The sequence below is a fragment of the Flavobacterium sp. MMLR14_040 genome (assembly GCF_033657265.1).
In the GTDB taxonomy this organism is placed as follows: domain Bacteria; phylum Bacteroidota; class Bacteroidia; order Flavobacteriales; family Flavobacteriaceae; genus Flavobacterium.
In genome coordinates this window covers 73215-99864 of record NZ_JAWVWO010000004.1, presented here as the reverse complement: position 1 = coordinate 99864, position 26650 = coordinate 73215, and the positions used below count along the sequence as shown (strand labels likewise).

Here is a 26650-nt window from a genome sequence, read left to right as displayed (position 1 = left end):
TTTATCTGAATTCATCATTAACCAAAATTCAAAAACAATGAAAACATTTACAATTCCATTTGTTTTATTGCTCATAACAAATTTATCTATTATGAATGCACAAAAAATGACTGCTTTAAATTCTAAAACAGAATTTGCTGATGTTTCAGGCAGAAAAATCGCTTACCGTTCTATAGGAAAAGGAACTCCCATCATTTTAGTAAATCGCTTTAGAGGAACACTAGATACCTGGGATCCGCTATTTTTAGATAAACTTGCCGAAAACTACAACGTCATTACTTTTGATTACACTGGTATTGGCTACTCAACTGGAACTTTGCCAACTGATTTAAAAGATGTTGCAAAAGATGTAAAAGATCTCGCTGATTTTCTGAAAATAAAAAAAACAATTATAATAGGCTGGTCTTATGGCGGATTAGTAACACAAGTGGCTACGCTTCAGTATTCAGATCTTATTTCACAAACTGTATTATTAGGAACCGGGCCTCCGGGTGAAAGAGTTGTTCCGCTGGAACAGGCTTTTCTGGATTCGGCTTTAAAACCGGTTAATGATTTTGATGATGAAATTATATTGTTTTTCGAACCTTCTTCTGAAGAAAGCAAAACGGAAGCCAAAGCATCACATGACAGAATTGCAAAAAGAATTGATGTTTCTAAAATTCCTTCTAGTATGGATGTTTTTCAACTTTATTTTAAAGGAAGTGCTGGTTTAACAGAAGATAAAGATAATTTTAAAGGAAAACTTAAAACTACTAAAACTCCGATTTTAATTATTTCCGGAGATCATGATATTAGTTTTGCTGTCGAAAATTGGTACCCGTTAACCAAACAATTACCAACTGCACAATTAATCGTTCTTCCACAAACAGGACATGCACCGCAACATCAGCATGTAAATCTTGTAGTAAATTATATCCATGCTTTCGTAGAGGATACAAAATAAATTGATGGTCTTTTAAAATATCATTTATGTCAAAACCAAAAAGCCAGTGAAATTACATCACTGGCTTTTTTTTTAACTGATTAGAATAAGATTCTTTATTTAAGCAATCTATCTAATTATTACAAACTCTTATATTACAATTTATAGTTAAGTCCAACTTCAAAAGTATTGTTTGCATAAGCACCACGACTTCCAAAATATTTAGAATAAGCCAGAAAAATACCCAAATCATCAACTGAAATTCCAAAAGCTGTAGAAACAGTTTTATTAGTGTGGTATAATGCAGATATATTCATTTTATAATCTGTAAAATTAAATCTTCCTCCCATATCTAAAATATCTTTGTGCCCTTTAACACCTCTATAGGCAACTATTGGTTCAATATTTAAGTTCTCATCGTAATTTGATAGTAAAAACTTGTAACTAATAGCCGAATAAAAAGTAGTACGATCTGCATAATTTTGCACGCCATTATCATTTTCATAGAAAAGATTATGAAGTTTTGGCAATGACGCCTGGACTGTCAATAGTCTGCTTGTATATGCAATACCCAAATCTCCATCTAGTTTTGCTCCTTCGTTAAAATTCTGAAGTACAACATCATCTTTATCGCCTAATACTTTATTATAATCAATTGAAGCAAATTTTGCACCAGCTGACAAACCAAAATGAAGTTTTTCTTCAGCTCCTATTGGTAAATGGTACGCATATGTTCCCATTATTCTTGTTCTGTTGATTAAACCAGCTCTGTCGCTTGTAACGTTCAAGCCTAATCCGGTTCTGTTTCCAGAATTGTATTCAAAAGTTGCATTCATCAAGATCGGATTTCCCGGAACTTCGTCCCATTGTTTTTGGTAACCTAAGTTCAATTTTACCCCTTCTTGTAACCCTGCCATAGCAGGGTTATTTATATATTGATTTTGAAAGTACATCGACTCGTACTCTGTTAACTGCGCATTTGCGGAATTTGTTCCCAATAGAATCAGGAACATAATCACCTGTAAATAGATTGTTTTTATTGATTTTATTTTCATTGTATTTCTATCTGTATGGTTATCTCTAACCTTTTTTAATATTTTTTCTTTGCTCTAGTATTAGTTTCTAAGAATTGAAATAAATCCTTTTAATTTAGGTGAACCATTTCCTAGATCAATTAGATAGTAATAAGTATCCTCATTAACCGGAGATCCTTTAAAAGTACCATCCCAATCATTGTTATAATTATCTTTAGAATACACTAATCTTGCAGCTCTGTCAAAAACTTTAACTGAATTGTTTGGATATTTATCCAGACCAGGAACAACCCAAGTATCATTTTTACCATCTCCGTTTGGAGTGATAATATTTGAAGGTACAATCACTTGAGGTACATCATCTGCTCTGTTTACAATTACAGTATATATTTCTTTTGTAGTATTATCTTCGGCTGTAACAACTATTGTAATTACATTTTCTCCTACTTTAAGATCTATTGGAGCTGTAGGATCGGTAATCGTTTTTCCATCAACTATCATTTCAACAGTTGCATTTGGATCGATTGTTTTAGGAGTGATTATAATTGAGTCAGTTTCATATGGCACATCTACTCTGTAATCTTTTGTATCTGTATTAAAAGCCGGGCTTAAAGTACCATCACTAATAACAATATCTGATAAACTTGCGTTACTAGAAGGCTTATCGGTAGGCTCTTCTCTTGTAACAATCATTTCATATGGTTCGCCGTATGTACCATCCTCAGCCTTAACAACTATTGTAATTATATTATCTCCTACTTTTAAATCTATTGGAGCTGTAGGATCAATAGTTACATCACCAATTTTCATTTCAACTGATGCATTCGGATCTCTTGGTGTAGGAGTGATTACAATTGAATCAGTTGCATTTGGTACATCTACTTTATATTCTTTATCCTCTTTATTAAAACCTGAATCTAAAGCACTTTCGCTTACGGTAATGTTCTCTAAATCTGCATCACTAGATTTCTTTGGTTCTGCTCTGTTTACAACAACAGTATATTCTTTTTCTGTAGTAAGATCTTGTGCTGTAACAACATAAGTAATAACATTATCGCCTACTTTTAAATCTACTGGAGCTGTACGATCAGTAACCTCTACTCCGTCTACAAACATCTTAACAGTTGCATTCGGTTCCATTGGTATTGGAGTGATTACAATTGAAGTAGTTTCGTTTGGTACATTTACTTTACTTTCCTTTTTATCTTTGTCAAATGGTGTACTAAAATCAACAGGTGTATTTGAATCAACTCCATTTATAACTACATCAGATAAACGTGCTTCACCAGAAGGTTTTCTTATTACCTTTATTTCGTAAGTAGTTTCGGTTTTGTCCTCTGCAATTACTATAGTCTTAATTATATTTTCACCCACTTTTAACTCAATTTCTCTAGAAAATTCTCCGCTATTAACAGCTTTTCCTTCGACTGTTATTGTTGCTTTTGAATCTGAAGTCGTTGCTTTAATTTCAATATTTGTATATTTATTTTCTACAGTAATTTCATACTTTTTATTTTCTTTTGTAAAATCCGGATTTAAATCACCTCTATTAGTAGTTAAACCTATCAAATCATTATTACTTGATTCAGTTACTTTTAAAGTGCCTTTAATATATTTAAAAGTATAGTTTAATGCTTCTGCACCGTCAACTATAATATCGTAAGCTCCAACTGGACTATCTTTAACAGCAGTAGTTGTAATTGTAGGTTTTTTGGTGAAGACAGACTCACTCTCATTATTTTTAAACTCACTATAAATTAATATAAAGGTAGGATCTTTAGCACCACGCTCTCTTTCTGCATCTTTTACTGTAATAGTTAACAAGGCAGGAGTAATAGTTAATTCTCCTTTTTTAGTATAATCAAAAGTGTAGTTTGATGATTCAGCTCCTGTAGCTGTAATTTCATATTTATTTACAGCATTGGTTATTGGGCTTGTTGGAAGTGCTGTAGTAGTAATAGTCGGTAATTTGGTTAAACTATCAACAGTATCTCCATTTAAAAATTTATCATACGCAACTGTTAAATCTGGATCATCATCACCATAAGTTCTTGCCTTATTCTCTGTTATAATTTTTAGTACTGCTTTATTTACAGTACTTTTTGCTATTGCCACTTTTACATCAGCTGTACCAGGGCTTTTTAAAAGAATATCTCCAGAATATTTTTCTATTCCTGCATTGATTGTTCCTTTTAATCGAACATAAACCGTTATACTACTAAAATTTCCAGCGGCTCCAACAGTAATAGAGTCGGCAAAATTAGTATCTTTATTGATACTTACTTCAAAACCTTCAGGAGCTTTAACTGAAACTCCTTCGGTCATAGCAAGACCTGAAATAGTAAAACTTTTTAATTCTGACTGAATAGTTGGAGAACCATAAATAGAGCTTAATGCTTCTAAATTATTTGTACTTACAGCTATAGTCGGTCCAACATTTACGATACCATTATTAAGAGCAAAAAAAGTATCATTTTGATTAACTGCGTTTGATTTTTTGCTTCCCCATGATCCACCTTTCTGAGCTGTATCTCCTAATTTTATGTATTTGGCAGTATGTACTAAATTAGCAGTAAGATCAGCAACTACTCCACTAACGATAGATATAGTTTCATTTATTGTAGTTTTTGCACCAAAAGTTTTAGTTCCAGTTCCTGATAATGTAAGATTATTATAAGTTATTGATCCTGTTCCTAAATTTTGAGCACCTCCATTAAACTCTACTGTACTGGTTCCGGGTATAAAAGTACCTCCAGTACCAATTACATTCCCTGAAAATTTTAAAACACTTGACCTAGCGTTTAATGTTCCATTAGTTCTCTCCCAATCCGTAAATGTATGAGTTAATCCTGTTCCAAGGCTGAGTGTTCCTAAGCCATTAATTATTAATCTTTTTGTATTTATATTTCCTGTAAAAGTAGCTGTACCTGCATTTTTATTCATAGCAACTCCCTTAGAAGATGTAAAACTAGCTATACTTTGACTAACATTTCCAATTAAGTAAACAAATCCATCCGTTTTAAGCGAGCCGTTGTTGTTGATAAAATCACCGCCTAAATATAAATCTGTATTACCAAATACTAATGAAGCATCTTGCCGTACTATAAGTGCAACTCCATCATTAAATTTTTTATCTGTAACACTACTACCCATAGTAACTGTACTGGCAATAGTAAGGCCAGGAGTAGAAATTAAAACTCCTCCTTTTGCTGCAAACGGACTTACCCATTCCGGTCCAACTGTATAAGATACTGCAGTATATTGTAAAGAAGCATCAACACCATACGTTGGCGCTGCAGTTACAGTTGCAGTACCTGCCATATTAAGTTTACCATTTACAATTACTCCCGAAGTAATTGTTCTTACACCAGTACCAGAAATTGTTAAATTATTATAAGTATAATTACCAATATTACGTGTTCCTACACCATTATAAGTTACAGTTCCTTTCTCATCGGCATTTAATACTCCTCCTGTCATAATTCCTCCAATGAGTAAATTTCCATCTCCGGAAAAAGTTACGTCATTTTGAAGTGCATTTCCATTCATTGTAATGTTTCCGGATACAATTACTTGCCCGGTCCCACTGATATTTAAACTACAATCGCTCGTATCCCCACCGATGCTATTCATAACTATGGATCCAGGAGAAAACTCTCCCATTCCTTTTATCGTCAATACAACAGTAGTTCCCGGAGTTGAATTTCTTAACTCAAGATGATTACAAGAAGCACCTGCGTTAGTTATCACAGGCTGATTAGTTGCACTTGTTATTAATACATCATCATTTGCTGTGGGCTTTTCTCCCCCGTCCCAGTTCTCATCAATATCCCATGCAGTACTGACACTTCCTGTCCATGTTTTTAATGTTTGCCCATACCCTATATTAAATAAGAGAAAGGCCAATACAATAAGTAAATTTTTGTTCATTTTTATTTTATTTCTATTCATTTTTGTTTTTAATTTTTTAATTCATTCGTCTTAATTTTCTACTCATCATTTTTGTTTTTAACTCATTTTTTTAATTTACTTTTTAACTGCTTTTTTGGCTTTAAATCCATTATCATTCTTTTAAAACAATTCACGCATAACTATACTTGTTTCTTAATTTTAAAAAAAACTCATAAAAAAATCACCATAATAAGTGATCGTTATTTTTATAAAAAAAGAAACAGCAAGCATAATACACTGATTGCAAAACCATTGTAACTAAACACTAAAGAATCCTTTACACATAAGGGTTCGCGTTATTTAATCATTCAAATATTGCATCTATTAGGATTTAATACCGCCAATAAAAGTTTTTAAGTTGTCAATTAAAGACATTTGTCAGAGAGTAGAATTAGTAAAAAAACATTTGATAATAACAAAGACTTTACATACCAAAAAGTGAGTTATGATATATAAGTGAAGTTTAAAAATGGATAAGGAAGAAATAACTACAAAAGGATGTATGTAAGCTAATATTGAGAAATAAAAAAAGGCAAAATACACAATATGTATTTTGCCTTTTTTGTGACCGCGGAGGGGTTCGAACCCCCAACCCTCAGAGCCGAAATCTGATATTCTATCCAGTTGAACTACGCGGTCTTCTTATTTATGATTTTAGATCTCAGATTTTAGATTATTAATTGGAATCTAAAATCTGAACTCAAAAATCTAAAATAGTATTTAAACTAATAATTTTTTAACAATTGCCGAAATGGTTTTTCCTTCAGCAGTTCCACCTAATTGAGCAGATGCCAATCCCATTACTTTACCCATTGAAGCAATTCCAGAAGCTCCGGTTTCAGCAATAATTTTTGCAATTACAGCTTCTACTTCTTCTTCACTTAATTGAGCTGGTAAGAATTTCTCAATTACTGCAACCTGAGCTAATTCTGGCTCAGCCAAATCAGGACGGTTTTGTTCTGTAAAAATTCTTGCACTTTCTTTACGGGTTTTAACTAGTCGTTGAAGTAATTTTACTTCTTCGTCTTCTGTCAATTCTTCTTTAGAGCCAGAAGCCGTTGCAGCTAATAACATTTCTGATTTAATAGCTCTTAAAGCTTCTAAAGCTACCGTATCTTTTGCTCTCATGGCGGTTTTAATCTCGTCCATGATTAATGTTTGTAAACTCATTTTTGTTTCTTATTTAAATAAGCAATGCTTATAAATTGATTAATTTTTCTCAAAGTTGTTTTCAACTTCCACTTCGAACTGACAAGATTAACTTTAAAACTCAGGAAAAGGAGTCAAATTCTCAAATTCTGTGCGAAGATAAAAAAAATAACCCGAAAATTAAATCCAATTTTCGGGTTATCCTATTATTATTGAATGTAATATTAATCTACGTTATCGTGCAAAAATGAATTGTTTGAACGTAATTGTAAATCGTTATTGCTATCTGTACCAACAGAGATTCTCGAATTAGTTGTATTAGATTGATTATTTGAAAGATCAATACCTAGTCTTTTATAGGCAGGCTCTTTTTCAAGTTCATCAATTCTCGAAACATTATTATGAAATTTATAATTAAATTCTTTTAGTTTCTTTCTTCTTTCTTCTGCTCTTAAACGTAATGTTTCTTCGATTGTTAATTCCATCGGAGAAGCATGATCGGTAGTTGTAAAAGCAGCTTCCTGTGCAAAATCAACTTTTGGTTTTAATGTGATATTTAATTCCTCAGGAACTATATCTTCAACCACTTTTTCAATTGGTTTTGATGTGATCAAATCATTCTCAACTTCCATATATTCCTCTAGAGAATATTTGATGATTCCGTTTTCAGCAACTTCAGTTACCGGAACAAACGAAACTGGGTCGTTTACTTTAATATTACGTGTTTCATTTGTTAATTCAAACAAAATTCTATTATCTTCAACAACAGGTTCTTTCTTTACTTCCGGCTCAGCTCTGAAAAGAGGCAAATCAAAAGAAAATGCCGTTTGTTCTTCCTTTTCAAATACTCTTTGCTGAACTGGTTTTACTTCCTGAAAAGTCTGCGCTTGCGGAGTAGAAATAGTAAAATCGATATCTGTAATTGGTGAAACGATTTCAAAAGTTACATCCAGGTTTTTAATAAACTCAGACATTACCACCAACTCTTCCTGATTGATTACTGGAGCAACAGCAACCGGAGTTGGAATTACGGGAGCAACCGTATCTTCCATTAAATCAAAAACAATTTTTTCTTCTGATTTTGCAGTAGGTTTGTCAATTGTTAAATCGAATGAAGTAAGAGCTTTATTCGTTAAATTATGAACACTTCTTTGTTCATCTTCCAACGTATGAATGATTTTCTTAGGTTCTGTATTTACGATTTCATTTTGTTGTTCAACATCAAAACCGGTAGCAATAATAGTTACGGCAATAGCCTCACCAAGAGTTTCGTCTTCACCAACTCCCATGATAATATTTGCATTGTAACCTGCTTCTGCCTGAATATGATCGTTGATTTCTCCAATTTCGTCAAGCGTAATTTCATCAGATCCAGAAACGATAAGCAACAATACGTTTTTGGCTCCTGTAATTTTGTTGTCGTTTAGTAACGGAGAATCCAATGCTGAAATAATTGCATCTTTTGCTCTGTTTTCACCTTCGGCGACAGAAGATCCCATGATCGCAGTTCCGCTGTTTGCCAAAACAGTTCTTGCGTCACGTAAATCGATATTTTGAGTATAGTGGTGCGTAATTACTTCAGCAATACCTCTTGAGGCTGTCGCTAAAACTTCATCCGCTTTTGAGAATCCGGCTTTAAAACCAAGATTTCCATACACTTCTCTTAATTTATTATTGTTAATTACGATTAAGGAATCAACTTGTTTGCGTAATTTTTCGATTCCTAAAAGCGCTTGTTCCTGACGCACTTTTCCTTCAAATTGAAATGGAATTGTTACGATACCAACCGTCAAAATTTCTCTTTCTTTTGCCAATTGTGCAATTACAGGAGCAGCACCGGTACCTGTTCCACCACCCATACCAGCGGTAATAAATACCATTTTAGTACCACGGTCTAACATTTTTTCGATATCGGCAATACTTTCTATAGCAGATTGTTGTCCTACATCAGGATTTGCTCCTGCTCCTAAACCTTCTGTTAAGTTTACTCCTAATTGAATTTTATTTGGTACGGCACTATTTTGAAGTGCTTGTGAATCTGTATTACAAACGATAAAATCTACCCCTTTAATACCTTGCTTGAACATGTGGTTGATTGCGTTACTTCCGCCTCCTCCTACACCTATTACTTTGATTACATTTGATTGGTTTTTCGGTAAATCAAATGAAATACTTCCAAATTCTGAGTTGCTCATCATCTTTTTGGTTTTGAAATTCTTATTAAATACATTTTTTACTTCTTGACTTGGGGCAAAAAGTAATCCTTTTCGTTTTACTTTATTATTCGGCGTTGTCTAAAAAATCTTTGATTTTATCAACATAGCGATCAAAAAATGATCTTCTTATTTTTGTTTCTGTAGACTCGTCTTTTGTAGCCACGTTACTTCTAACTTCTCTTGGCGGTTCAAAAGCTTCTACTCTTTCAACGTAGTTTTCTTCAACTTCGTATCGCGGCTGAACAGGTTGTTGTACCTGAGGCGGAACGTTTCTGTACACTACTTTTGGCTGCTCATTTACAAGTTCCATTCTAACAGCACTTTGTGTACTATTTTCTATACTGTTCATTACTAAACCAACAGCAGTTGCAAATAATGGACTTGAAATTTCTTCGCTTGAATTTCCTGCTAAATGCTCATTTGGATACCCAATTCTAGTGTCCATACCTGTAATGTATTCAACTAATTGTTTGATATGTTTTAGTTGAGCGCCACCACCTGTAAGCACAATTCCTGCAATTAATTTTTTACGAGGATCTTCGTGTCCGTAAGCTTTTATTTCTGCAAAAACCTGTTCTACAATTTCTACTACACGAGCATGAATAATTTTAGATAAGTTTTTAAGCGAAATTTCTTTTGGCTCTCTTCCTCTCAATCCCGGAATAGAAACAATTTCATTGTCTTTGTTCTCTCCCGGCCAGGCCGATCCAAATTTTATTTTTAAAAGCTCTGCCTGTTTTTCAATGATCGAACATCCTTCCTTGATATCATCCGTAATTACATTTCCTCCGAAAGGAATTACAGCAGTATGACGGATAATACCATCTTTAAAAATGGCTAAATCTGTTGTTCCACCACCGATATCGATAAGTGCTACACCGGCTTCTTTTTCTTCCTGACTCAAAACTGCATCTGCAGAAGCCAATGGTTCTAATGTTAATCCTGACAATTCAATTCCTGAACTTTGGATACATCTTCCCACATTTCTGATAGACGATGCCTGGCCAACTACTACGTGAAAACTAGATTCTAGTCTTCCGCCGTACATCCCGATTGGTTCTTTAATTTCAGATTGTCCGTCGATTTTAAATTCCTGTGGCAAAACGTGAATAATTTCTTCTCCCGGTAACATCGCAAGCTTATTAACCTGATCAATCAAAAGCTGAATATCATTTTCTCCAATTACTTCTTCCGGATTACTACGGCTGATGTAATCTGTATGCTGTATACTTCTGATGTGTTGTCCGGCGATACCCACAACAACATCTTTAATTTTATATCCTGAATTATTTTCTGCTTCTAAGATCGCTTGTTGAATTGATTGAATAGTTTGCGTAATGTTGTTTACAACACCTCTGGCCACACCCAAACTTTTGGATTTACCAATACCCAAAATTTCCAACTTACCATACTCGTTCTTCTTGCCTATCATGGCAACTATTTTGGTTGTTCCAATATCTAGACCTACTGCAATATTATCTTTTTCCATTTTCTATTATTTTGTGCAAACTACTTGTTCCGTAAATCTCAGGTCAATCTTATTGTATTTATATAACGAACTATCTAAAACTGCTTTTTGAAAAAAGGCTTTATAGTTTCTAAATTTGTTATCAACATTCATCGTTCTGCCAAAATCGATGAAGTAATTATAATTTCTATTAAACATTTTTAAGCTACCATTAGGCATAATTTGAATTGCAATGATGTTTTTTTTCAAAAACGCATCGTCATAAATTGTGCGAAATAAGGTAGCTAAATCTTCGTTATTTTTTTTATTTATTGCCCCTGAAACGAGAGGAACACGCGCCGTAAAATTGTCTGATAAAGGCATTTTATTTCCCTCATAGTCAATATAAAAAGAGTTATCACCATCATAAACTCTCGCTATTGGTGTCTTCTGTTTTACTATCGCTTTTAGAACACCATCGATACTTACAAAAACATCCGACTTTTCAATCATGTCTTGCGTATCAAGGGTTTTTTCTATCTTATTCAAATCTACTTCATCTTTTCGGATACTGGAAGCGTCTTTTTTATTTTCTATTAACAATTTATTAACCGCTTCGGGCTTTATGAACAACGTGTTTTCTCCTACAAAAACAACCATAGATTTCTTTAATTTTCTATCCCCATTTCGATGCTGGGCGAATGAATATAAAAAAAGTACAAGCCCAAAAATGAGCACCAATCTTATGTTTGTCCAATTAAATATTTTCATTTAGCATTTTTTTAATTGACGGAACCATTTCTCCAATATCACCAGCTCCTATTGTCACAATTATTGGCGCATCACTGGCTTTAATTTGCGCTAATAAATCATTTTTTGCAACAATTTTTTTATTCGAATTTGTCATTTTTCCTAACAGCCAATCAGATGTAATCCCTTCCATCGGTAATTCGCGTGCCGGATAAATATCCATCAAAAATACTTCATCAAATTGAGATAAACTTTCGGCAAATCCGTCTGCAAAATCTCTTGTTCTGCTAAATAAATGCGGTTGAAAAATAGCCAAAACTTTACGATTTGGATACAATTCTCTAACTGCTTGATGAACAGCATTTATTTCTGTAGGATGATGTGCATAATCATCTATATAAACTAGTTTATCAGATTTAATCTGATACGAAAAACGTCTTCTTATTCCATTAAAAGAGGCTAGTGCTTTTGCAATCGAGTCTGTGGCAGTTCCGAAAGTCTTTGCCATTCCAATAGCCATCAAAGCATTCATTAAATTGTGTTTTCCAGGCAATCCAAAATGCAGGTCTTTCATGATTTCTGATGGCGTCTGCACATCAAAAACATAACTTCCATCTTCTATCCTAACATTAAACGCCTTATATACAGCATCTTCATTTATAGCACATTGCACACCTTCAAGGGGCAATTCTTTGGTTATAAACAAATTGTTTTTATTCTCCACTTTATTAGCAAATTCTACAAACGAAGCTTCAATGGCATCACTCGTTCCGTAAATATCCAAATGATCTGCATCCATTGATGTTATACAGGCAATATTTGGGTGCAAATGCAAAAACGAACGATCAAACTCATCTGCTTCTACAACTGTTACGGTTTTTCCGCTTCCAATTAAATTTGAGTTGTAATTCTCTACAATTCCGCCCACAAAAGCTGTTACATCTGCACCACTTTCGTATAAAATATGCCCTAGAATACTTGATGTTGTTGTTTTTCCGTGCGTTCCTGCAACGGCAAAACTGAAAGTATCTTTAGTGATAAGTCCCAGAACTTCTGCACGTTTTTTAATCTCGTAATTTCTTTCTATGAAATAATTCCATTCAGAATGTGTTTTAGGCACAGCAGGTGTAAAAATCACTAACGTATTCTCTACGAAATAGTCATTTGGAATTAAACTGATATTATCGTCAAAATGAATATCAATACCACTTTCAATTAATTCACTTGTTAGCATTGATGGCGTTTTATCGTACCCCGAAACCTGTTTTCCAATATATTTGAAATAACGGGCCAGCGCACTCATTCCGATGCCTCCAATACCAATAAAATAAACGTTTTGTATTTGATTTAAATTCATTTTAATTTCTAATTTTGAGCTATTTACAGGTTGCTTTATTGTATAAAAAACTAGTAATTAAGCCTTTGTAATTTTCTTATTTTAATAACTCAAAACGCCTAAAAATAGCGTTCTAATTTTTTAATTGAGTTCTATAATTATCTTAAAAAGTTATATTATAACAACTTTTTAATTTCCTCTACTATAACTTTTACCGCATTTGGTCTTGCCAGTTTTTTAATATTTTCACTTAATTGGCTTTGTTTTCCTTTATCTTTCAATAAAGCTTCAAAAACAATACTAAACTGACTTTCCAAATCTGATTCTTTCAACAAAACTGCTCCTTTTGCATCTACAATTGCCTGTGCATTTTTGGTTTGATGATCTTCTGCAACGTTTGGCGACGGAATAAAGATTACAGGTTTCCCCACAATACATAATTCTGAAACCGAGGATGCTCCTGCGCGTGAAATAATCACATCTGCTGAAGCGTAAACAAAATCCATTCTTTCAATAAAATCAACTACTTTTACGTTTGGCTGATTGTATTTTTTATAATCTTCAAAATATAATTTTCCGCATTGCCAGATAATCTGAACATCTTGTGAAAGTATACTTTGCAATTCTTTTTCAATTAACTGGTTAACTCTTCTGGCTCCTAAGCTTCCGCCTAAAACCAACAATGTCTTTTTGTTCGAATCTAAACCGTAAAAAGCGATTGCTTCCTCTCTTTTACTGTCAATATCGATTAAATCCTGACGAACCGGATTTCCTGTCAAAACAATTTTTCCTTTTGGAAAAAATCGTTCTAAATTTTCGTAAGCCACACAAATAGCATTTGCTTTTTTGCTTAGCAACTTATTTGTAATTCCAGGAAATGAATTTTGCTCCTGAATTACTGTCGGAATTCCTGCTCCTCCTGCCGCTTGCAATAATGGTCCGCTGGCAAAACCTCCGGTCCCTATTACTACATTAGGCTTAAATTGTCTGATGATCCTTCTTGATTCTAACAAACTTGTTGCCAATTTCAATGGAAACATCATATTTTGCAAAGTCAGTTTTCTTTGTAAACCGGCAATCCAAAGACCTTTTATTTCATAACCAGCCTGAGGCACTTTTTGCATTTCCATTTTATCTTTGGCACCAACAAAAAGAAATTCTGCATCAGGAAATTGTAATTTTAACTCATTTGCAATAGCGATTGCCGGATAAATATGTCCGCCAGTCCCGCCACCACTTAATATGAATTTATATTTTGTCATATCTTTAAAAGTTATAAGCTCTAAAAGCTATTCTCTTTTTCTTTTACTTATTTAAAACTGCATTCATCGGATTTCTTGAATTGTCTTCGATAGAATACATCGGTTCTCCTTCGTAGATCTCTTCTCTTTCATCAACAGGCAAATCTTCTTCTGCCAATTCTTTATCTATCAATCTTTGAAGTGCTTCTTTCCTTCTTTCCTTTTCTTGTTGCTCTTCTACGATTTCTTCATCTTTTTTAGTTACACTAATGATAATTCCGAGAGCGAAACATGTCATCCAGATCGAACTACCTCCACTACTTATCAGCGGAAGCGTTTGCCCTGTTACCGGCAATAATTCTACTGCTACAGCCATATTAATCATGGCCTGAAATATCATCGGGAAACCGAGTCCAACGACGACTAATTTTCCAAATAATGTATTGGCTTTATGCGATGCAATTACAAATCGGAACAAAAGCAATAAATACAAAAGCAAAATCGAAACGCCGCCCACTAAACCATATTCTTCTACAACAATTGCATAAATAAAATCGGAAGAAGATTGTGGCAAAAAGTTTTTCTGAACACTTTTTCCAGGCCCTAGACCTCCTAATCTTCCTGATGCAATGGCGATTTTTGCTTTTTCAATTTGATAATCATCTTCATCAGGCTTATCTGTGGTAAAGTTCGTAATACGACTTTCCCAGGTCGCTACCCTGCTAAAGAATCTTGATTCCGGAAATGCTTTGGCTACTAATAAAAAGAAAGCCAGCATTGCGATCCCCGAACCGATAATAAAACCGATGTATTTTAATGGATATTTACCAATAAAAGTCAACATCATAACCATTGAAAAAATCAACGCTGTTGTTGAAAAGTTAGCCGGTAGAATAAGTACCAACGTAATAAAAACCGGAATCCAAAGCTGTACAAATGAGGTTTGAAACGGCTCATTCTCTTCTTTGGTTTTGGAAAGATATCTTGCTACATAAATAAACAAAACAATAGAAGCTAAAGTAGAAGTCTGAAACGTAATCCCGATAAAAGGAACCTGAATCCAACGACTTGCGTTTGCACCTGCGATTACGGTTCCTTTCAACAAGGTATAAAGCAATAAAATCCAGACTACAGGCAAAGCAATTTTTGAAATCGCCCTGAAATAATGATACGGAACTTTATGTACCCAATAAATAATCATGAACCCAATACAAATATGCGCCAAGTGTTTTACCAAATAGCCCAATGTATTTCCTGTTCCGTGACCGATATAAGCCAAATTACTACTCGCACTAAAAACAGGCATAAACGAAAACAGCGCCAATAAAGCCACGAATGACCATATTACTCTATCTCCTTTTAATTTATTTACTAGTTCTTTCATTGCTTTAGTTTCAGGTTTCTTTTGTTTTAGGTTTCAAGTTCCACTTAACGTGAAACTTGAAACCTGAAACTTTTTTCTTTTTACAGGTTATGAACTGCTTGCTTAAACTGTTTTCCTCTGTCTTCGTAGTTTTCGAATAAATCGAAACTTGCGCAGGCCGGAGACAATAAAACAGCATCACCTTTTTCTGTTAATCTTTGTGCTGTTTTTACTGCGTCGTTCATGTTGTTTACTTCAACCATGATGTCAACAACAGCTCCAAAAGCATTAATGATTTTATGATTATCAATTCCTAAACAAATAATTGCTTTTACTTTTTCACGAACTAATGACATCAATTCGTTGTAATCATTTCCTTTATCAACACCACCCACAATCCAAACTGTTGGAACATTCATACTGTCTAAAGCAAAGAAAGTAGCGTTTACATTTGTAGCTTTTGAATCGTTGATGTATTGTACATTCTGAATTTTTAATACTTTTTCTAAACGGTGTTCAACACCTTGAAAATTTGATAAACTTTCGCGAATTGTTGCATTTCTAATTTGCATCAATTTTGCTACAGAGCTTGCTGCCATTGCATTTTTCATATTATGTTTTCCTTCTAACGCAATGTATTCTGTTTCCATTGTAAACTCTTCTTGGTTGATCTTTATTTCCATTTTGTTGTTATTTATAGAAGCTCCTTCGTCAAAACTTTTTGTTAGTGAAAAAGGAATTAATTTTGCTTTTGTTTTGTTGTTTTTTAACCATTCTGCACTTGCTTCATCATCTGCATCGTAAATCAAATAATCGCTTTCGGTCTGGTTCATTGTTATTCGAAACTTCGAATCGATATAATTTTGATACTTATATTCATATCGGTCTAAATGATCCGGGCTTATATTTGTAATTATAGCAATATCTGGTCTGTACTCTATTATTCCGTCAAGCTGAAAACTACTTAATTCAAGAACATAGGCATCGTATTTATTTTCGGCTACCTGCCAGGCAAAACTTTTTCCGATGTTTCCTCCCAACCCTACATTCAAACCTGCCGATTTCAATAAGTGATGTGTTAACATTGTTGTGGTAGTTTTACCATTACTTCCTGTAATTCCAATTGTTAATGCTTCTGTGTAAGGTTTAGCAAATTCAATTTCCGAAATCACTTTAATCCCCGCTGCGACAAGCTTTTTTACTATGGGAGATTTCTCTGGAATTCCTGGGCTTTTCATGACGACATCGGCATTCAAAATCAGGTCTTCTGTGTGCTGCTCTTCTTCCCAGGCAATACCATTAATTATAAGAACTTCTTTATAGCTTTCTTTTATCTTTCCAAAATCAGATACAAAAACGTCGTATCCTTTTTTCTTTCCGAGAATAGCCGTTCCAACGCCACTTTCTCCTCCGCCAAGTACTACCAATCTCATCATCTATCTTAATTTTAGGGTAACAATTGATAATATGGCTAACATGATGGCAACAATCCAGAATCGGGTTACGATTTTACTTTCATGATAGCCCTTTTTTTGATAATGATGATGTAATGGCGACATCAGAAAAATTCTTCGGCCTTCGCCAAAACGTTTCTTTGTATATTTAAAATAGGCCACCTGAATAATTACTGAAGCACTTTCTGCCAGGAAAATTCCGCAGAATAAAACAATCAATATTTCTTTACGAACCGCAATTGCCAAAACTGCAATGATTCCGCCAATGGTTAAACTTCCCGTATCTCCCATAAAAACAGAGGCAGGATAGGAATTGTACCAGAGAAATCCGATCAAAGCTCCAACAAAGGCCGATATAAAGACCGTCATCTCTCCCGAATTGGGTATGTACATTATATTGAGGTAATTCGAAAAAATGATATTTCCTGAAACAAACGTAAATATTCCGAGTGCGAGAACAGATATTGCCGAGGTTCCTGCGGCGAGTCCGTCAATTCCGTCTGTTAAATTAGCTCCGTTAGAAACTGCTGTGATGATAAAAATTACTACCGGAATAAAAATTAACCATGCCCATTTTTCATATCCATCTCCTAAAAACGATAAAACTTCAGCATAATCAAATTCATTATTTTTTACAAAAGGAATTGTCGTTGCAGTTGATTTCTCTTCAACAGGAGCTGGCACAACAAGTGTTGTAGTCGTATTTGCTTTTAGTATATCTACTTTGCCAGTATCAGTTCTTACTGTAACAGCAGGATTAAAATATAAAACTGTCCCTACAATAAGTCCCAGACCAACTTGTCCTATAACTTTAAAAATTCCTTTAAGGCCTTGTTTATCTTTTTTGAATATTTTAATATAATCATCCACAAAACCAATTGTTCCCATCCAAAGTGTAGTCACAATAAGCAATACGATGTAAATATTTTGTAAACGAGCAAACAGTAAAACAGGTACAATAGTAGCAAAAATGATAATCAATCCACCCATTGTTGGTGTTCCTGCTTTTTCATTTTGACCAGCAAGACCAAGCTCACGAACTGTTTCACCAACTTGCTGCTTACGCAAAAAATTGATAACCCGTTTTCCGTAAATTGTTGATAGAAGCAACGAAAGCATAAATGCCAACGCTGATCTAAAAGTAATGTACTGAAAAACTCCCGCTCCCGGCATGTCTAATGTTTTTCTCAAATATTCAAATAAATAGTATAGCATATCTTTTTGTTTTAAACTCCAATTTTGAAACTCCAAATTCCAATTTATTCTGTGGTATTTTCGGATTTAAAAACTGATTATTATTTATTTAGCTGATCTAAAATTTCTTTTATAGTTTCCATATCATCAAAATGATGACGAACTCCATTTATTTCCTGATAGGTCTCGTGTCCTTTTCCTGCAATTAATATAATATCATTAGGCTGAGCTAATTGACAAGCCGTTTTAATGGCTTGCTTTCTGTCTGTAATTCTCAACATTTTTTTATAATTCTGTGGTTCAACACCTTTTTCCATTTCATCCAAAATCACTTCAGGATCTTCATTTCTTGGATTATCCGATGTTAAAATCGCCTTATCGCTTAAATCTGTAGCGATTTTGGCCATAATGGGTCTTTTTGTTTTATCTCTGTTTCCGCCACAACCTACAACAGTAATCAGTTGCTCGTTTTTGGTACGGATATCATTAATCGTTTTCAAAACATTGTCTAGTGCATCCGGCGTATGCGCATAATCTACGATTGCCGTAATATTTCCTTCTGAAATAATATACTGAAAACGTCCTGAAACACTTTCTAAATCAGACAATAAACGCAAAGCTTCTAAACTGTCCATTCCTAATTCTACCGCAGTTCCGTAAATAGCCAGAACATTGTAAGCATTAAAAGTTCCGATAAGTTTTACCCAAACTTCGTTGTCATTTACTTTCAATAATAGACCTGATAACTGACTTTCTAAAATTTGAGCTTTAAAATCGGCATAGGTTTTTAATGCGTATGTTCTTTTTCTAGCCACTGTATTTTGAAGCATTACTGGTCCGTTTTTATCATCGATGTTTGATAAAGCAAAAGCCGTTTTGGGTAATGAATCAAAAAATGATTTTTTTACATCTCTGTATTCTGCAAAAGTTGGATGATAATCTAAATGGTCATGCGAAAGATTCGTAAAAATCCCACCCACAAAATGCAACGCTTCTGTACGTTTTTGGTGAATTCCATGCGAACTCACTTCCATAAAACAATGCGTTACGCCAGCTTCAATCATTTCATTTAAATAATGATTAATCGTGATAGAATCAGGAGTTGTATGTGTTGCAGGATATTCTGTTTCATCAACCATGATTTTTACGGTTGATAATAAACCAACTTTAAAACCTGCTTTTTGAAACAATTGAAATAATAACGACGCAATTGTTGTTTTTCCGTTTGTACCGGTTACGCCAACTAATTTTAATTTTTCAGAAGGATTTCCAAAATAATTAGCCGCCATAAAAGCCAATGCTGTATTGGTATCTTTTACTTTTATATAAGTAATTCCTTTTGCAGGATTCTCAGGTAAAGTATCACAAATAATAGCAATTGCACCTAATTGAATAGCTTTTTCAATATAATCATGACCATCAGAAAGTGATCCGCGAATGGCTATAAAAACATCATTGTCTTCAATTTTTCTTGAATCAAAATCAATTTTGTTTACAGCGATTTCTGTCGAACCTGTTACAGACTCAATAGCTACTTTATATAATATGTCTTTCAGTATTTTCACGATAATTCTAATACTATAGTTGTGTTTTTACTAATATTTTGTCCAGCCTGTAACGACTGTTTTTTTACTTTTCCTACTCCGTTTACTTTTACTCTCAAACCTAAATTTTCAAGTAGAGCAATTGCATCCATTCCTGGCATTCCTTTTAAATCAGGAATTCGATTTGATTTTTTATTGGCTTCAACTACATAATATTTATCATAACTTGAATCCTGTTTTGGAACTCTTGAATCCAGTTTTTTAATTTTATTGGTTGATGGCGCATCTGTAAATATCTTTTGGGCAATTCTTTTAAAAACCGGCCCTGCAACATCGGCACCATAATAATTATTCTTAGATGTATTAGGTTTGTGAACCACTACAATACAAGAATATTTAGGATGATCTGCCGGAAAATATCCAACAAAAGAAGATGCATAATACAATGCTGACTTTCCTTCTTTTCCTCCATAATTCATCTGAGCCGTTCCCGTTTTTCCTGCCATCGAAAAATCTTTCGAATACAATTTTGATCCTGTTCCTTTTTTAACCACATTCTCCAATACTGCTTTCAGTTTTTTAATGGTTTCCTGTGAACAAACTTTCGGATTAATCACTTCGATATCAAATTTCTTAATCGTTTTATTCCATTCTTTTATCTCTGATACAAATTGTGGTTTTACCATTACTCCGTTATTAGCAACTGAGTTGTAAAAAGCGAGTGTCTGCATTGGCGTTACCGAAACATTATACCCAAAAGCCATCCATGGAAGCGTAGTTCCTGACCAGCGTTTGTCTCCAGGTTTTGGTATATAAGGTCTTCCTTCTCCTTTAAAATGCAATCCTAATGGCTTATCTAATCCATAACTCTTAATGTGATTCACAAACTTGGATGGATTACTTTTATAGTTGTCATAAACTGCCTGAACCATTACAGTATTTGACGAAAGTTCGAAACCACGTGCTAATGAAACTTTTCCATAACCTCCATGGTGCGAATCAGTAACAGGACGTCCATAATATCTTATTTGTCCACCGTGACTATCGTAAACAGTACTTGTATCTGCCACTTTATCTTCTAAAATCGCCATTAAATCGACTAATTTAAAAGTAGATCCAGGCTCATGAGATTCTGCAACAGCATAATTTGTTGTTTCGTAATACGATCCGTCTTCTGCTCTTCCTAAATTCGAAATTGCTTTTACATGACCGGTTTCTGTTTCCATAACTACGACACACCCGTGATCTGCTTCGTAATCTTCTAATTGTTTCAACAAAGCGTGGTGCGCGATATCCTGAATAAAAACATCAATTGTCGAGATTACATCGTAACCATCGATAGGATCAACTTCGTTTAAATCACGAATTGGTTTCCACTGCCCTTTTGCAATTTTTTGTTTTAAAATTTTACCGTCTTTTCCATTCAGGTAACTTTTAAAAGCCCATTCAATTCCTTTTCCAACTTCTACTCCTGTTTCGGGATCAATTCGGTCGTAACCAATTGTTCTTTCAGCAATTTTTCCTATCGGATGTTTTCTAACTGTCTCTTGTTCGATGATAATTCCACCTTTAAACGGACCTAAATTGAACAACGGAAATCCTTTAATTTTTACATATTCGGTATAACTCAAATTGCGTCCTATTAAATAGTAGCGATTTTTGTTTTCTCTGGCTTTTCTTAGTTCTTTTTCATAATAACCTCCTGGTCTATCCAAAACCGTTGCTAATGAATCTGATAATGCTTTTACATATTTCTCAAAAGTTTCTGTTTTTGGTGCTTTTGCATCAAATCTAATTTCATAATTAGGAATTGATGTTGCCAGCAAACTTCCATCGGCAGAATAGATATTTCCTTTATTGGCCGGAATTACAAAATTCTTAATGGTACGCTGTTTTGCCAGTTTTCTATAGTAATCTCCTTCAACCCATTGAATATTAGTTAATTTAACAACAATAGCAATTGCCATCAAAAAGATGAAAACTGCTACGAGGTAAATTCTGTAGGATATATGTTTATCGTCTACTGCCATATTCTTTTAAAGAAATTTTTTTCTTCTTCTTTTTTAACTTCTATTTTTACAGGAGGAACCGTTGACGGAAAAATTTGCTTTTCCTGCATTTTATCCGATATGGTCGACTCCATTTTTAACTTCATTAATTCTGATCTTCTGTCTACAAATTCTGATCGTAATTCTTTTACTTCATTATTCAGTTTTGCAATTTCAAAAACCTTTTGCTCGTATCGTTGCGTATTGGCAATCATTATTATGGCAAGCAAAATGATGAAAACAATAAACCGCCAGTTTTTGACAGCGTCATCATTTAATAGAAATCTTGCTTTTAATATGCTAAATACTCCGCCTTTCATTTTTATACCTTAATTATATCTTTTCAGCAATTCTTAATTTTGCGCTTCTTGCTCTGTTATTAATTTTAATTTCAGCATCATCCGGAACAATCAATTTTCCAATGGTTTTAAAAGGAACTGAGAAGTTTCCAAAAAAATCACGCTCAGGCTCTCCTTCAAACATTCCGTTTTTAATGAATCTTTTTACCAGCCTGTCTTCTAAAGAATGATAAGATATTACTGAAAATCTTCCGCCCGGTTTTAAGATTTCTAACGATTGCTCGATAAATTCTTTTAAAACATCCATTTCCTGATTTACCTCAATTCGAATCGCCTGATAAATCTGCGCTAATATTTTATTTTTAACTCGTTCCGGTAAATATTTTGCCAGAACTTCTTTTAATTCATCTGTTGTTTTAATTGGCCTGTGCTCTCTGGCTTCTACAATTGTTCTTGCCAAAACGGGCGCGTTTTTCAACTCCCCATAATCAAAAAAAACACGACGTAAATCCTGTTCTTCATATTCGTTAACCACCCGATAAGCATTTAAATCACTTTTCTGATTCATCCGCATATCCAGATCGGCATCAAATCTGGTGGAGAAACCTCGTTCCGGAACATCAAACTGATGTGACGAAACTCCTAAATCTGCCAGAATTCCATCTACACTTTTTACTCCGTGAAAACGTAAAAATCTTTTTATGAATCTAAAGTTTTCATTAATTAAGGTAAACCTTTCATCCGGTAATGCATTTGCAAGCGCATCTTCGTCCTGATCAAAAGCAAACAATTTTCCGTTTGGTCCTAATCGCTTCAAAATTTCTTTTGAATGACCTCCGCCACCAAACGTTACATCTACATATATTCCGTCAGGTTTAATATCTAAACCATCAACTGTAGGATGAAGTAAAACCGGATTATGATATTCCATTGTCGTCGTCATTAATATTTCCCATTACTTCTTCGGCTAAATCTGCAAAATCCATATCTTCGCCGCTTATTGATTTTTCATATAAATCCTTATCCCAAATCTCAACAATATTAACTGCAGATGAAAAAACCACATCTTTCGAAATATTTGAAAATGCAACCAAATCCTTTGGAACCAACAATCTTCCTAATGCATCGATTTCTACCACTTTAACTCCTGCAGTAAATCTTCGAATAAAATCATTGTTTTTTTTTACAAAACGATTGAGTTTGTTGATTTTTTGCATCATCAAATTCCACTCGTCCATTGGATATAATTCTAAACACGGCTGAAAAACAGAGCGCTTCAAAACGAAACCGTCCTGAAGAGAGGAAGCCAATTGCTTTTTTAAAGGCGCAGGCATCATTAGCCTTCCTTTAGCATCGACTTTACACTCGTATGTTCCTACAATTGTGTTCAAGAAAAATTCATTAACATGTTATACAGCAAAAATATAAAAAAAAATACCACATTTTACCACAATCTACCACTTTGTTAATAAGTTTAACCACTTTTACCACAAATCACTTAATTAATAGATAATCAATACGATAGATTATAATTATTGAATCGATAATTCTGTTTAACAATTACAAAAAATACATAAGCTTTCTCTTAAAAATCAGTCATAATATTAATTTTTTAACATTTGGCAATTATTCATTTTTAAGCAATAAAACCTGATTTTTAACCATTTATAAATCCTACTGAAATTATCTAGTTAAAAAATGGCACCAAAAATTAATTTTTATTTATTAAACCCTATATTTGTCCAAATTGAAATTGGCATTAGATTAAATGGACAAAAACTACAAAAAAGAAGGCAAATACAGCTATTATGAAGCTGGAGAAGGAACTCCTATCGTAATTTTACACGGCTTAATGGGAGGTCTAAGTAACTTTGATGCTGTAGCAGAATATTTCCCAACAAAAGGATACAAAGTTGTTATCCCTGATTTGCCAATATATACCCAAAGTATTCTAAAAACGAACGTAAAAAGTTTTGCGAAATATGTAAAAGACTTTATCACTTTTAAAGGTTTTGATAAAGTAATTTTATTAGGTAATTCACTTGGAGGACATATTGCTCTTTACCATACAAAATTATATCCTGAAAAAGTTGCAGGCCTTGTAATTACCGGAAGCTCTGGCCTTTACGAAAGCGCAATGGGAGATAGTTATCCAAAAAGAGGTGATTATGAATACATCAGAAAAAAAGCTGAAGCTGTTTTTTATGATCCGAAAATTGCTACTCCGGAATTGATTGATGAAGTTTACGCAACCGTAAATGACCGTATTAAACTAATCAAAACCTTAACCATTGCAAAGAGTGCTATTCGCCACAATATGGCTAAGGATTTACCAAAAATGACAGTGGAAACCTGTATTATTTGGGGTAAAAATGATGCCGTAACTCCACCAAATGTGGCTGAAGAATTTGATAAATTATTGCCTAATTCATCTTTATACTGGATAGACAAATGTGGACACGCTGCTATGATGGAACATCCTCAGGAATTTAATACAATTCTTGAAGAATGGCTTACCAAAAAGAACATATAGCAACTTAACTTTCGATTTTAAGGAGGTTTTAAAAACAAAACACATGAAAATTACAACCGCCGAATTTATTATCAGCAATTCTGAAGTTGCAAAATGTCCTCAGGAATTTTTGCCGGAATATGCTTTTATCGGAAGATCAAATGTTGGTAAATCTTCGTTGATTAACATGATTACCAATCATAAAAATTTAGCAAAAACATCCGGAAGACCTGGAAAAACGCAACTTATAAATCACTTTAAAATCAACAACAATTGGTTTTTGGTCGATTTACCGGGTTACGGTTATGCTAAAGTATCGAAGAAAACAAAATCTGTTTTTCAGCAATTTATTACAGATTATTTTGAAACGAGAGAACAGCTTGTATGCGCTTTTGTTTTGATTGATATTCGCCACGAAGCTCAAAATATTGACATTGAATTTATGTCGTATATGGGCGAAAGCGAAATTCCGTTTTGCATTATTTTTACCAAAGCAGACAAAATCAGTAAAGTAAAAATCGATTCGCATGTTGCAGCTTACAAAAAACAAATGTTTGCTAATAACTGGGAAGAAATGCCTCAATACTTTGTAACCTCATCTACAGAATCTATCGGAAAAGAAGAACTTTTATCTTATATTGATGAAGTAAATCAGGAAGTTTTTAAGAACAATAGTCAGTTTTAAAATCCCAAATTTAAAAATTCCAAATTCCAATAAAATTCTAATAAAAAGGAATAACCAAATAAAAATCCCAAATTCCAATTTTTAAGTTGGGATTTGGGATTTTTTTTATTTGGAATTTCAATTACAAGAATTGGAATTTGGAATTTAAAAAAATTAGAATTTATTTAGTTAGTTCCAGTTTTTCTGCAAAATAATCACAGAAATCTTTCATCGTATCTGCCATCTTTTCGTCGTCTGTAGCGCGTTTAAACGTATCTGACATTGCTACTAATGTTTGGTGAAAGAAAATTTTCATTTCATCAACCGGCATATCTTTTGTCCACAAATCAATACGCATTGTTTCTTTTGCTTTGCTATCCCAAATAGACAACATTATTGCTTTTGCTTCTTCTGCTTGTACGCCACCATCCTGAGCGCTCCATGTTAATTTTTCAGGAACACGGTTTTCGTCTAATTCTATATTGAATTTAATTTCTGAGTTTATTGTATCTGACATTATTTCTTAGGTTTATATTTGGACTTTTCGAAAATTTCTTTAGCATTTGTTTTTAATAATTCCGGCAGCGTAACATTATTGTTTTTCATGTACGAACGTACCACTTGCCAGCCAATCCAGGCACCCACTCTTCCGGGAGAATCGTTATCTATTTCAAGATAAAATTTAGAAAATGGTGCAGGAGCAATAAATCGGGTATTTAACTTAGGATCTTCACTATACAGCATTTCATTTTCAATAAAATGACGCCACATATATTCTTCATTTTCTTCACACCATTTTATTTGTTCCGGCGTGTAACCCATTTTTTCTGCATCTGTATAATCTGGTAAAAGCAAATCTTTGGCGTACAATTGTTTTCCTTCAAAAATCATTTGAGAAAGTAAAGTTCTATCTGCAGAAGCCGGAATTTTTCTAAAAGAAAAACTAGAAACTACATCGGGCATAATTTGTTTTTCCTCAAAATTCTCTTTCAGGTAATTGGGAAACTCATAAAACTTATGGTTTTTTCCCAAATACAATTCTAATGCAACAATAACCAGACTATCTGCGTAAATTGCTTTTGCATTATAATCCATCTCTCCTATTACTGTAATTACCTTTGGAATTTTAGTTTCAGGAAAATAATATTTTACGTGTTGGAAAAGCGCATTGAATTCTTCACGAACAGGTTCAAAATTCGAATATTTTTTTTCAACTTCTGTATAAACTTCTCTCCAGATCGGATCCTGCATTTTATTCAGCCATACATTATCATCATTTCCTGCGGGAAAAAAGAAGGGATATTGTTTTTTTACTTTGGCCAAATCCTGAGGTTTTGTTTCAAAAAATACTTTATCGAAACGCTCTACTTTTACATCAACCGGAATTTCCTCAACAGCTTTTTCTACTTTACTTTTTTGATCACAAGACAAAAAAAACAAGCACAGAACCACTACAAAGCGATATAATTTCATTTTATTTTAATTAGATTTGTGTTGCATGAATTTAAGTACAACATATACTTAAA

Annotated in this window: 21 protein-coding genes and 1 tRNA gene; 3 read left to right on the top strand and 19 right to left on the bottom strand. The window is 33.7% G+C overall.

Annotated elements, in window-relative coordinates; all coding sequences use genetic code 11:
* The first annotated feature begins 37 nt into the window (after positions 1–37).
* On the top strand, positions 38–943 hold the full coding sequence (locus SD960_RS07710; RefSeq protein ID WP_318802041.1) for an alpha/beta hydrolase: 906 nt from the start codon (positions 38–40) through the stop codon (positions 941–943).
* A gap of 134 nt (positions 944–1077) precedes the next feature.
* Here the strand turns inward: SD960_RS07710 and SD960_RS07705 are convergent, their stop codons facing one another.
* The 17 genes from SD960_RS07705 to mraZ all read right to left on the bottom strand — a co-directional run bounded on the left by SD960_RS07705 (position 1078) and on the right by mraZ (position 23339).
* Positions 1078–1977, bottom strand: a complete 900-nt coding sequence (locus tag SD960_RS07705) for a PorP/SprF family type IX secretion system membrane protein (RefSeq protein ID WP_318802040.1) — start codon at positions 1975–1977, stop codon at positions 1078–1080.
* 60 nt (positions 1978–2037) lie between these two features.
* Positions 2038–5886, bottom strand: a complete 3849-nt coding sequence (locus SD960_RS07700; RefSeq protein ID WP_318802039.1) for a cadherin-like beta sandwich domain-containing protein — start codon at positions 5884–5886, stop codon at positions 2038–2040.
* A gap of 586 nt (positions 5887–6472) precedes the next feature.
* A tRNA-Arg gene (locus SD960_RS07695) sits at positions 6473–6546 on the bottom strand.
* 81 nt (positions 6547–6627) lie between these two features.
* Positions 6628–7077, bottom strand: a complete 450-nt coding sequence (locus tag SD960_RS07690; RefSeq protein ID WP_042563802.1) for a GatB/YqeY domain-containing protein — start codon at positions 7075–7077, stop codon at positions 6628–6630.
* Positions 7078–7280: 203 nt separating this feature from the next.
* A complete protein-coding gene (ftsZ, locus tag SD960_RS07685; RefSeq protein WP_318802036.1) occupies positions 7281–9254 on the bottom strand; it encodes a cell division protein FtsZ in 1974 nt (657 codons plus the stop codon).
* Between the two features lie 82 nt (positions 9255–9336).
* Entirely contained in the window at positions 9337–10761 is a 1425-nt protein-coding gene (gene ftsA / locus SD960_RS07680; RefSeq protein ID WP_318802035.1) for a cell division protein FtsA, read from the bottom strand.
* A gap of 6 nt (positions 10762–10767) precedes the next feature.
* Complete coding sequence (locus SD960_RS07675; protein WP_318802034.1) at positions 10768–11490, bottom strand: cell division protein FtsQ; 723 nt, start codon at positions 11488–11490, stop codon at positions 10768–10770.
* The gene (gene murC, locus SD960_RS07670; RefSeq protein ID WP_318802033.1) at positions 11477–12826 is read right to left on the bottom strand and encodes a UDP-N-acetylmuramate--L-alanine ligase; all 1350 of its coding nucleotides are present in this window, start codon (positions 12824–12826) and stop codon (positions 11477–11479) included. Before murC ends, SD960_RS07675 begins: the two co-directional genes overlap by 14 nt.
* A gap of 155 nt (positions 12827–12981) precedes the next feature.
* A complete protein-coding gene (gene murG / locus SD960_RS07665; protein ID WP_318802032.1) occupies positions 12982–14067 on the bottom strand; it encodes an undecaprenyldiphospho-muramoylpentapeptide beta-N-acetylglucosaminyltransferase in 1086 nt (361 codons plus the stop codon).
* Positions 14068–14110: 43 nt separating this feature from the next.
* A complete protein-coding gene (locus SD960_RS07660) occupies positions 14111–15430 on the bottom strand; it encodes an FtsW/RodA/SpoVE family cell cycle protein (RefSeq protein WP_318802031.1) in 1320 nt (439 codons plus the stop codon).
* A gap of 80 nt (positions 15431–15510) precedes the next feature.
* Positions 15511–16842: a UDP-N-acetylmuramoyl-L-alanine--D-glutamate ligase gene (murD, locus tag SD960_RS07655; protein ID WP_318802252.1), complete on the bottom strand. Its 1332-nt coding sequence runs from the start codon at positions 16840–16842 to the stop codon at positions 15511–15513.
* A gap of 3 nt (positions 16843–16845) precedes the next feature.
* Positions 16846–18078 carry a phospho-N-acetylmuramoyl-pentapeptide-transferase gene (gene mraY, locus SD960_RS07650; protein ID WP_318802030.1) on the bottom strand — a complete coding sequence of 411 codons (1233 nt, stop codon included), beginning with the start codon at positions 18076–18078 and terminating at the stop codon, positions 16846–16848.
* An 80-nt stretch (positions 18079–18158) separates the two neighbouring features.
* Positions 18159–19622 (bottom strand): UDP-N-acetylmuramoyl-L-alanyl-D-glutamate--2,6-diaminopimelate ligase, encoded by a 1464-nt coding sequence (locus SD960_RS07645; RefSeq protein ID WP_318802028.1) that lies wholly within the window; start codon positions 19620–19622, stop codon positions 18159–18161.
* On the bottom strand, positions 19619–21631 hold the full coding sequence (locus SD960_RS07640; protein ID WP_318802026.1) for a penicillin-binding protein: 2013 nt from the start codon (positions 21629–21631) through the stop codon (positions 19619–19621). The genes SD960_RS07645 and SD960_RS07640 overlap by 4 nt, the downstream gene beginning before the upstream one ends.
* Positions 21622–21969: an FtsL-like putative cell division protein gene (locus SD960_RS07635; protein ID WP_318802024.1), complete on the bottom strand. Its 348-nt coding sequence runs from the start codon at positions 21967–21969 to the stop codon at positions 21622–21624. Before SD960_RS07635 ends, SD960_RS07640 begins: the two co-directional genes overlap by 10 nt.
* 13 nt (positions 21970–21982) lie before the next feature.
* Positions 21983–22891, bottom strand: a complete 909-nt coding sequence (rsmH, locus tag SD960_RS07630; protein ID WP_207384882.1) for a 16S rRNA (cytosine(1402)-N(4))-methyltransferase RsmH — start codon at positions 22889–22891, stop codon at positions 21983–21985.
* Entirely contained in the window at positions 22866–23339 is a 474-nt protein-coding gene (gene mraZ, locus SD960_RS07625) for a division/cell wall cluster transcriptional repressor MraZ (RefSeq protein ID WP_318802018.1), read from the bottom strand. Before mraZ ends, rsmH begins: the two co-directional genes overlap by 26 nt.
* A 377-nt stretch (positions 23340–23716) precedes the next feature.
* Between mraZ and SD960_RS07620 the strand changes: the two genes are divergently transcribed.
* Together SD960_RS07620 and yihA are read left to right on the top strand one after the other, a co-directional pair.
* The gene (locus SD960_RS07620; protein WP_318802017.1) at positions 23717–24481 is read left to right on the top strand and encodes an alpha/beta hydrolase; all 765 of its coding nucleotides are present in this window, start codon (positions 23717–23719) and stop codon (positions 24479–24481) included.
* Between the two features lie 43 nt (positions 24482–24524).
* A complete protein-coding gene (gene yihA / locus SD960_RS07615; RefSeq protein WP_318802015.1) occupies positions 24525–25145 on the top strand; it encodes a ribosome biogenesis GTP-binding protein YihA/YsxC in 621 nt (206 codons plus the stop codon).
* Positions 25146–25305: 160 nt separating this feature from the next.
* Here yihA and gldC read toward each other — a convergent pair whose 3' ends face one another.
* Positions 25306–25641 (bottom strand): gliding motility protein GldC, encoded by a 336-nt coding sequence (gldC, locus tag SD960_RS07610; protein WP_042563788.1) that lies wholly within the window; start codon positions 25639–25641, stop codon positions 25306–25308.
* Positions 25641–26597, bottom strand: a complete 957-nt coding sequence (gene gldB, locus SD960_RS07605; protein WP_318802012.1) for a gliding motility lipoprotein GldB — start codon at positions 26595–26597, stop codon at positions 25641–25643. The genes gldC and gldB overlap by 1 nt, the downstream gene beginning before the upstream one ends.
* Positions 26598–26650: the final 53 nt, after the last annotated feature.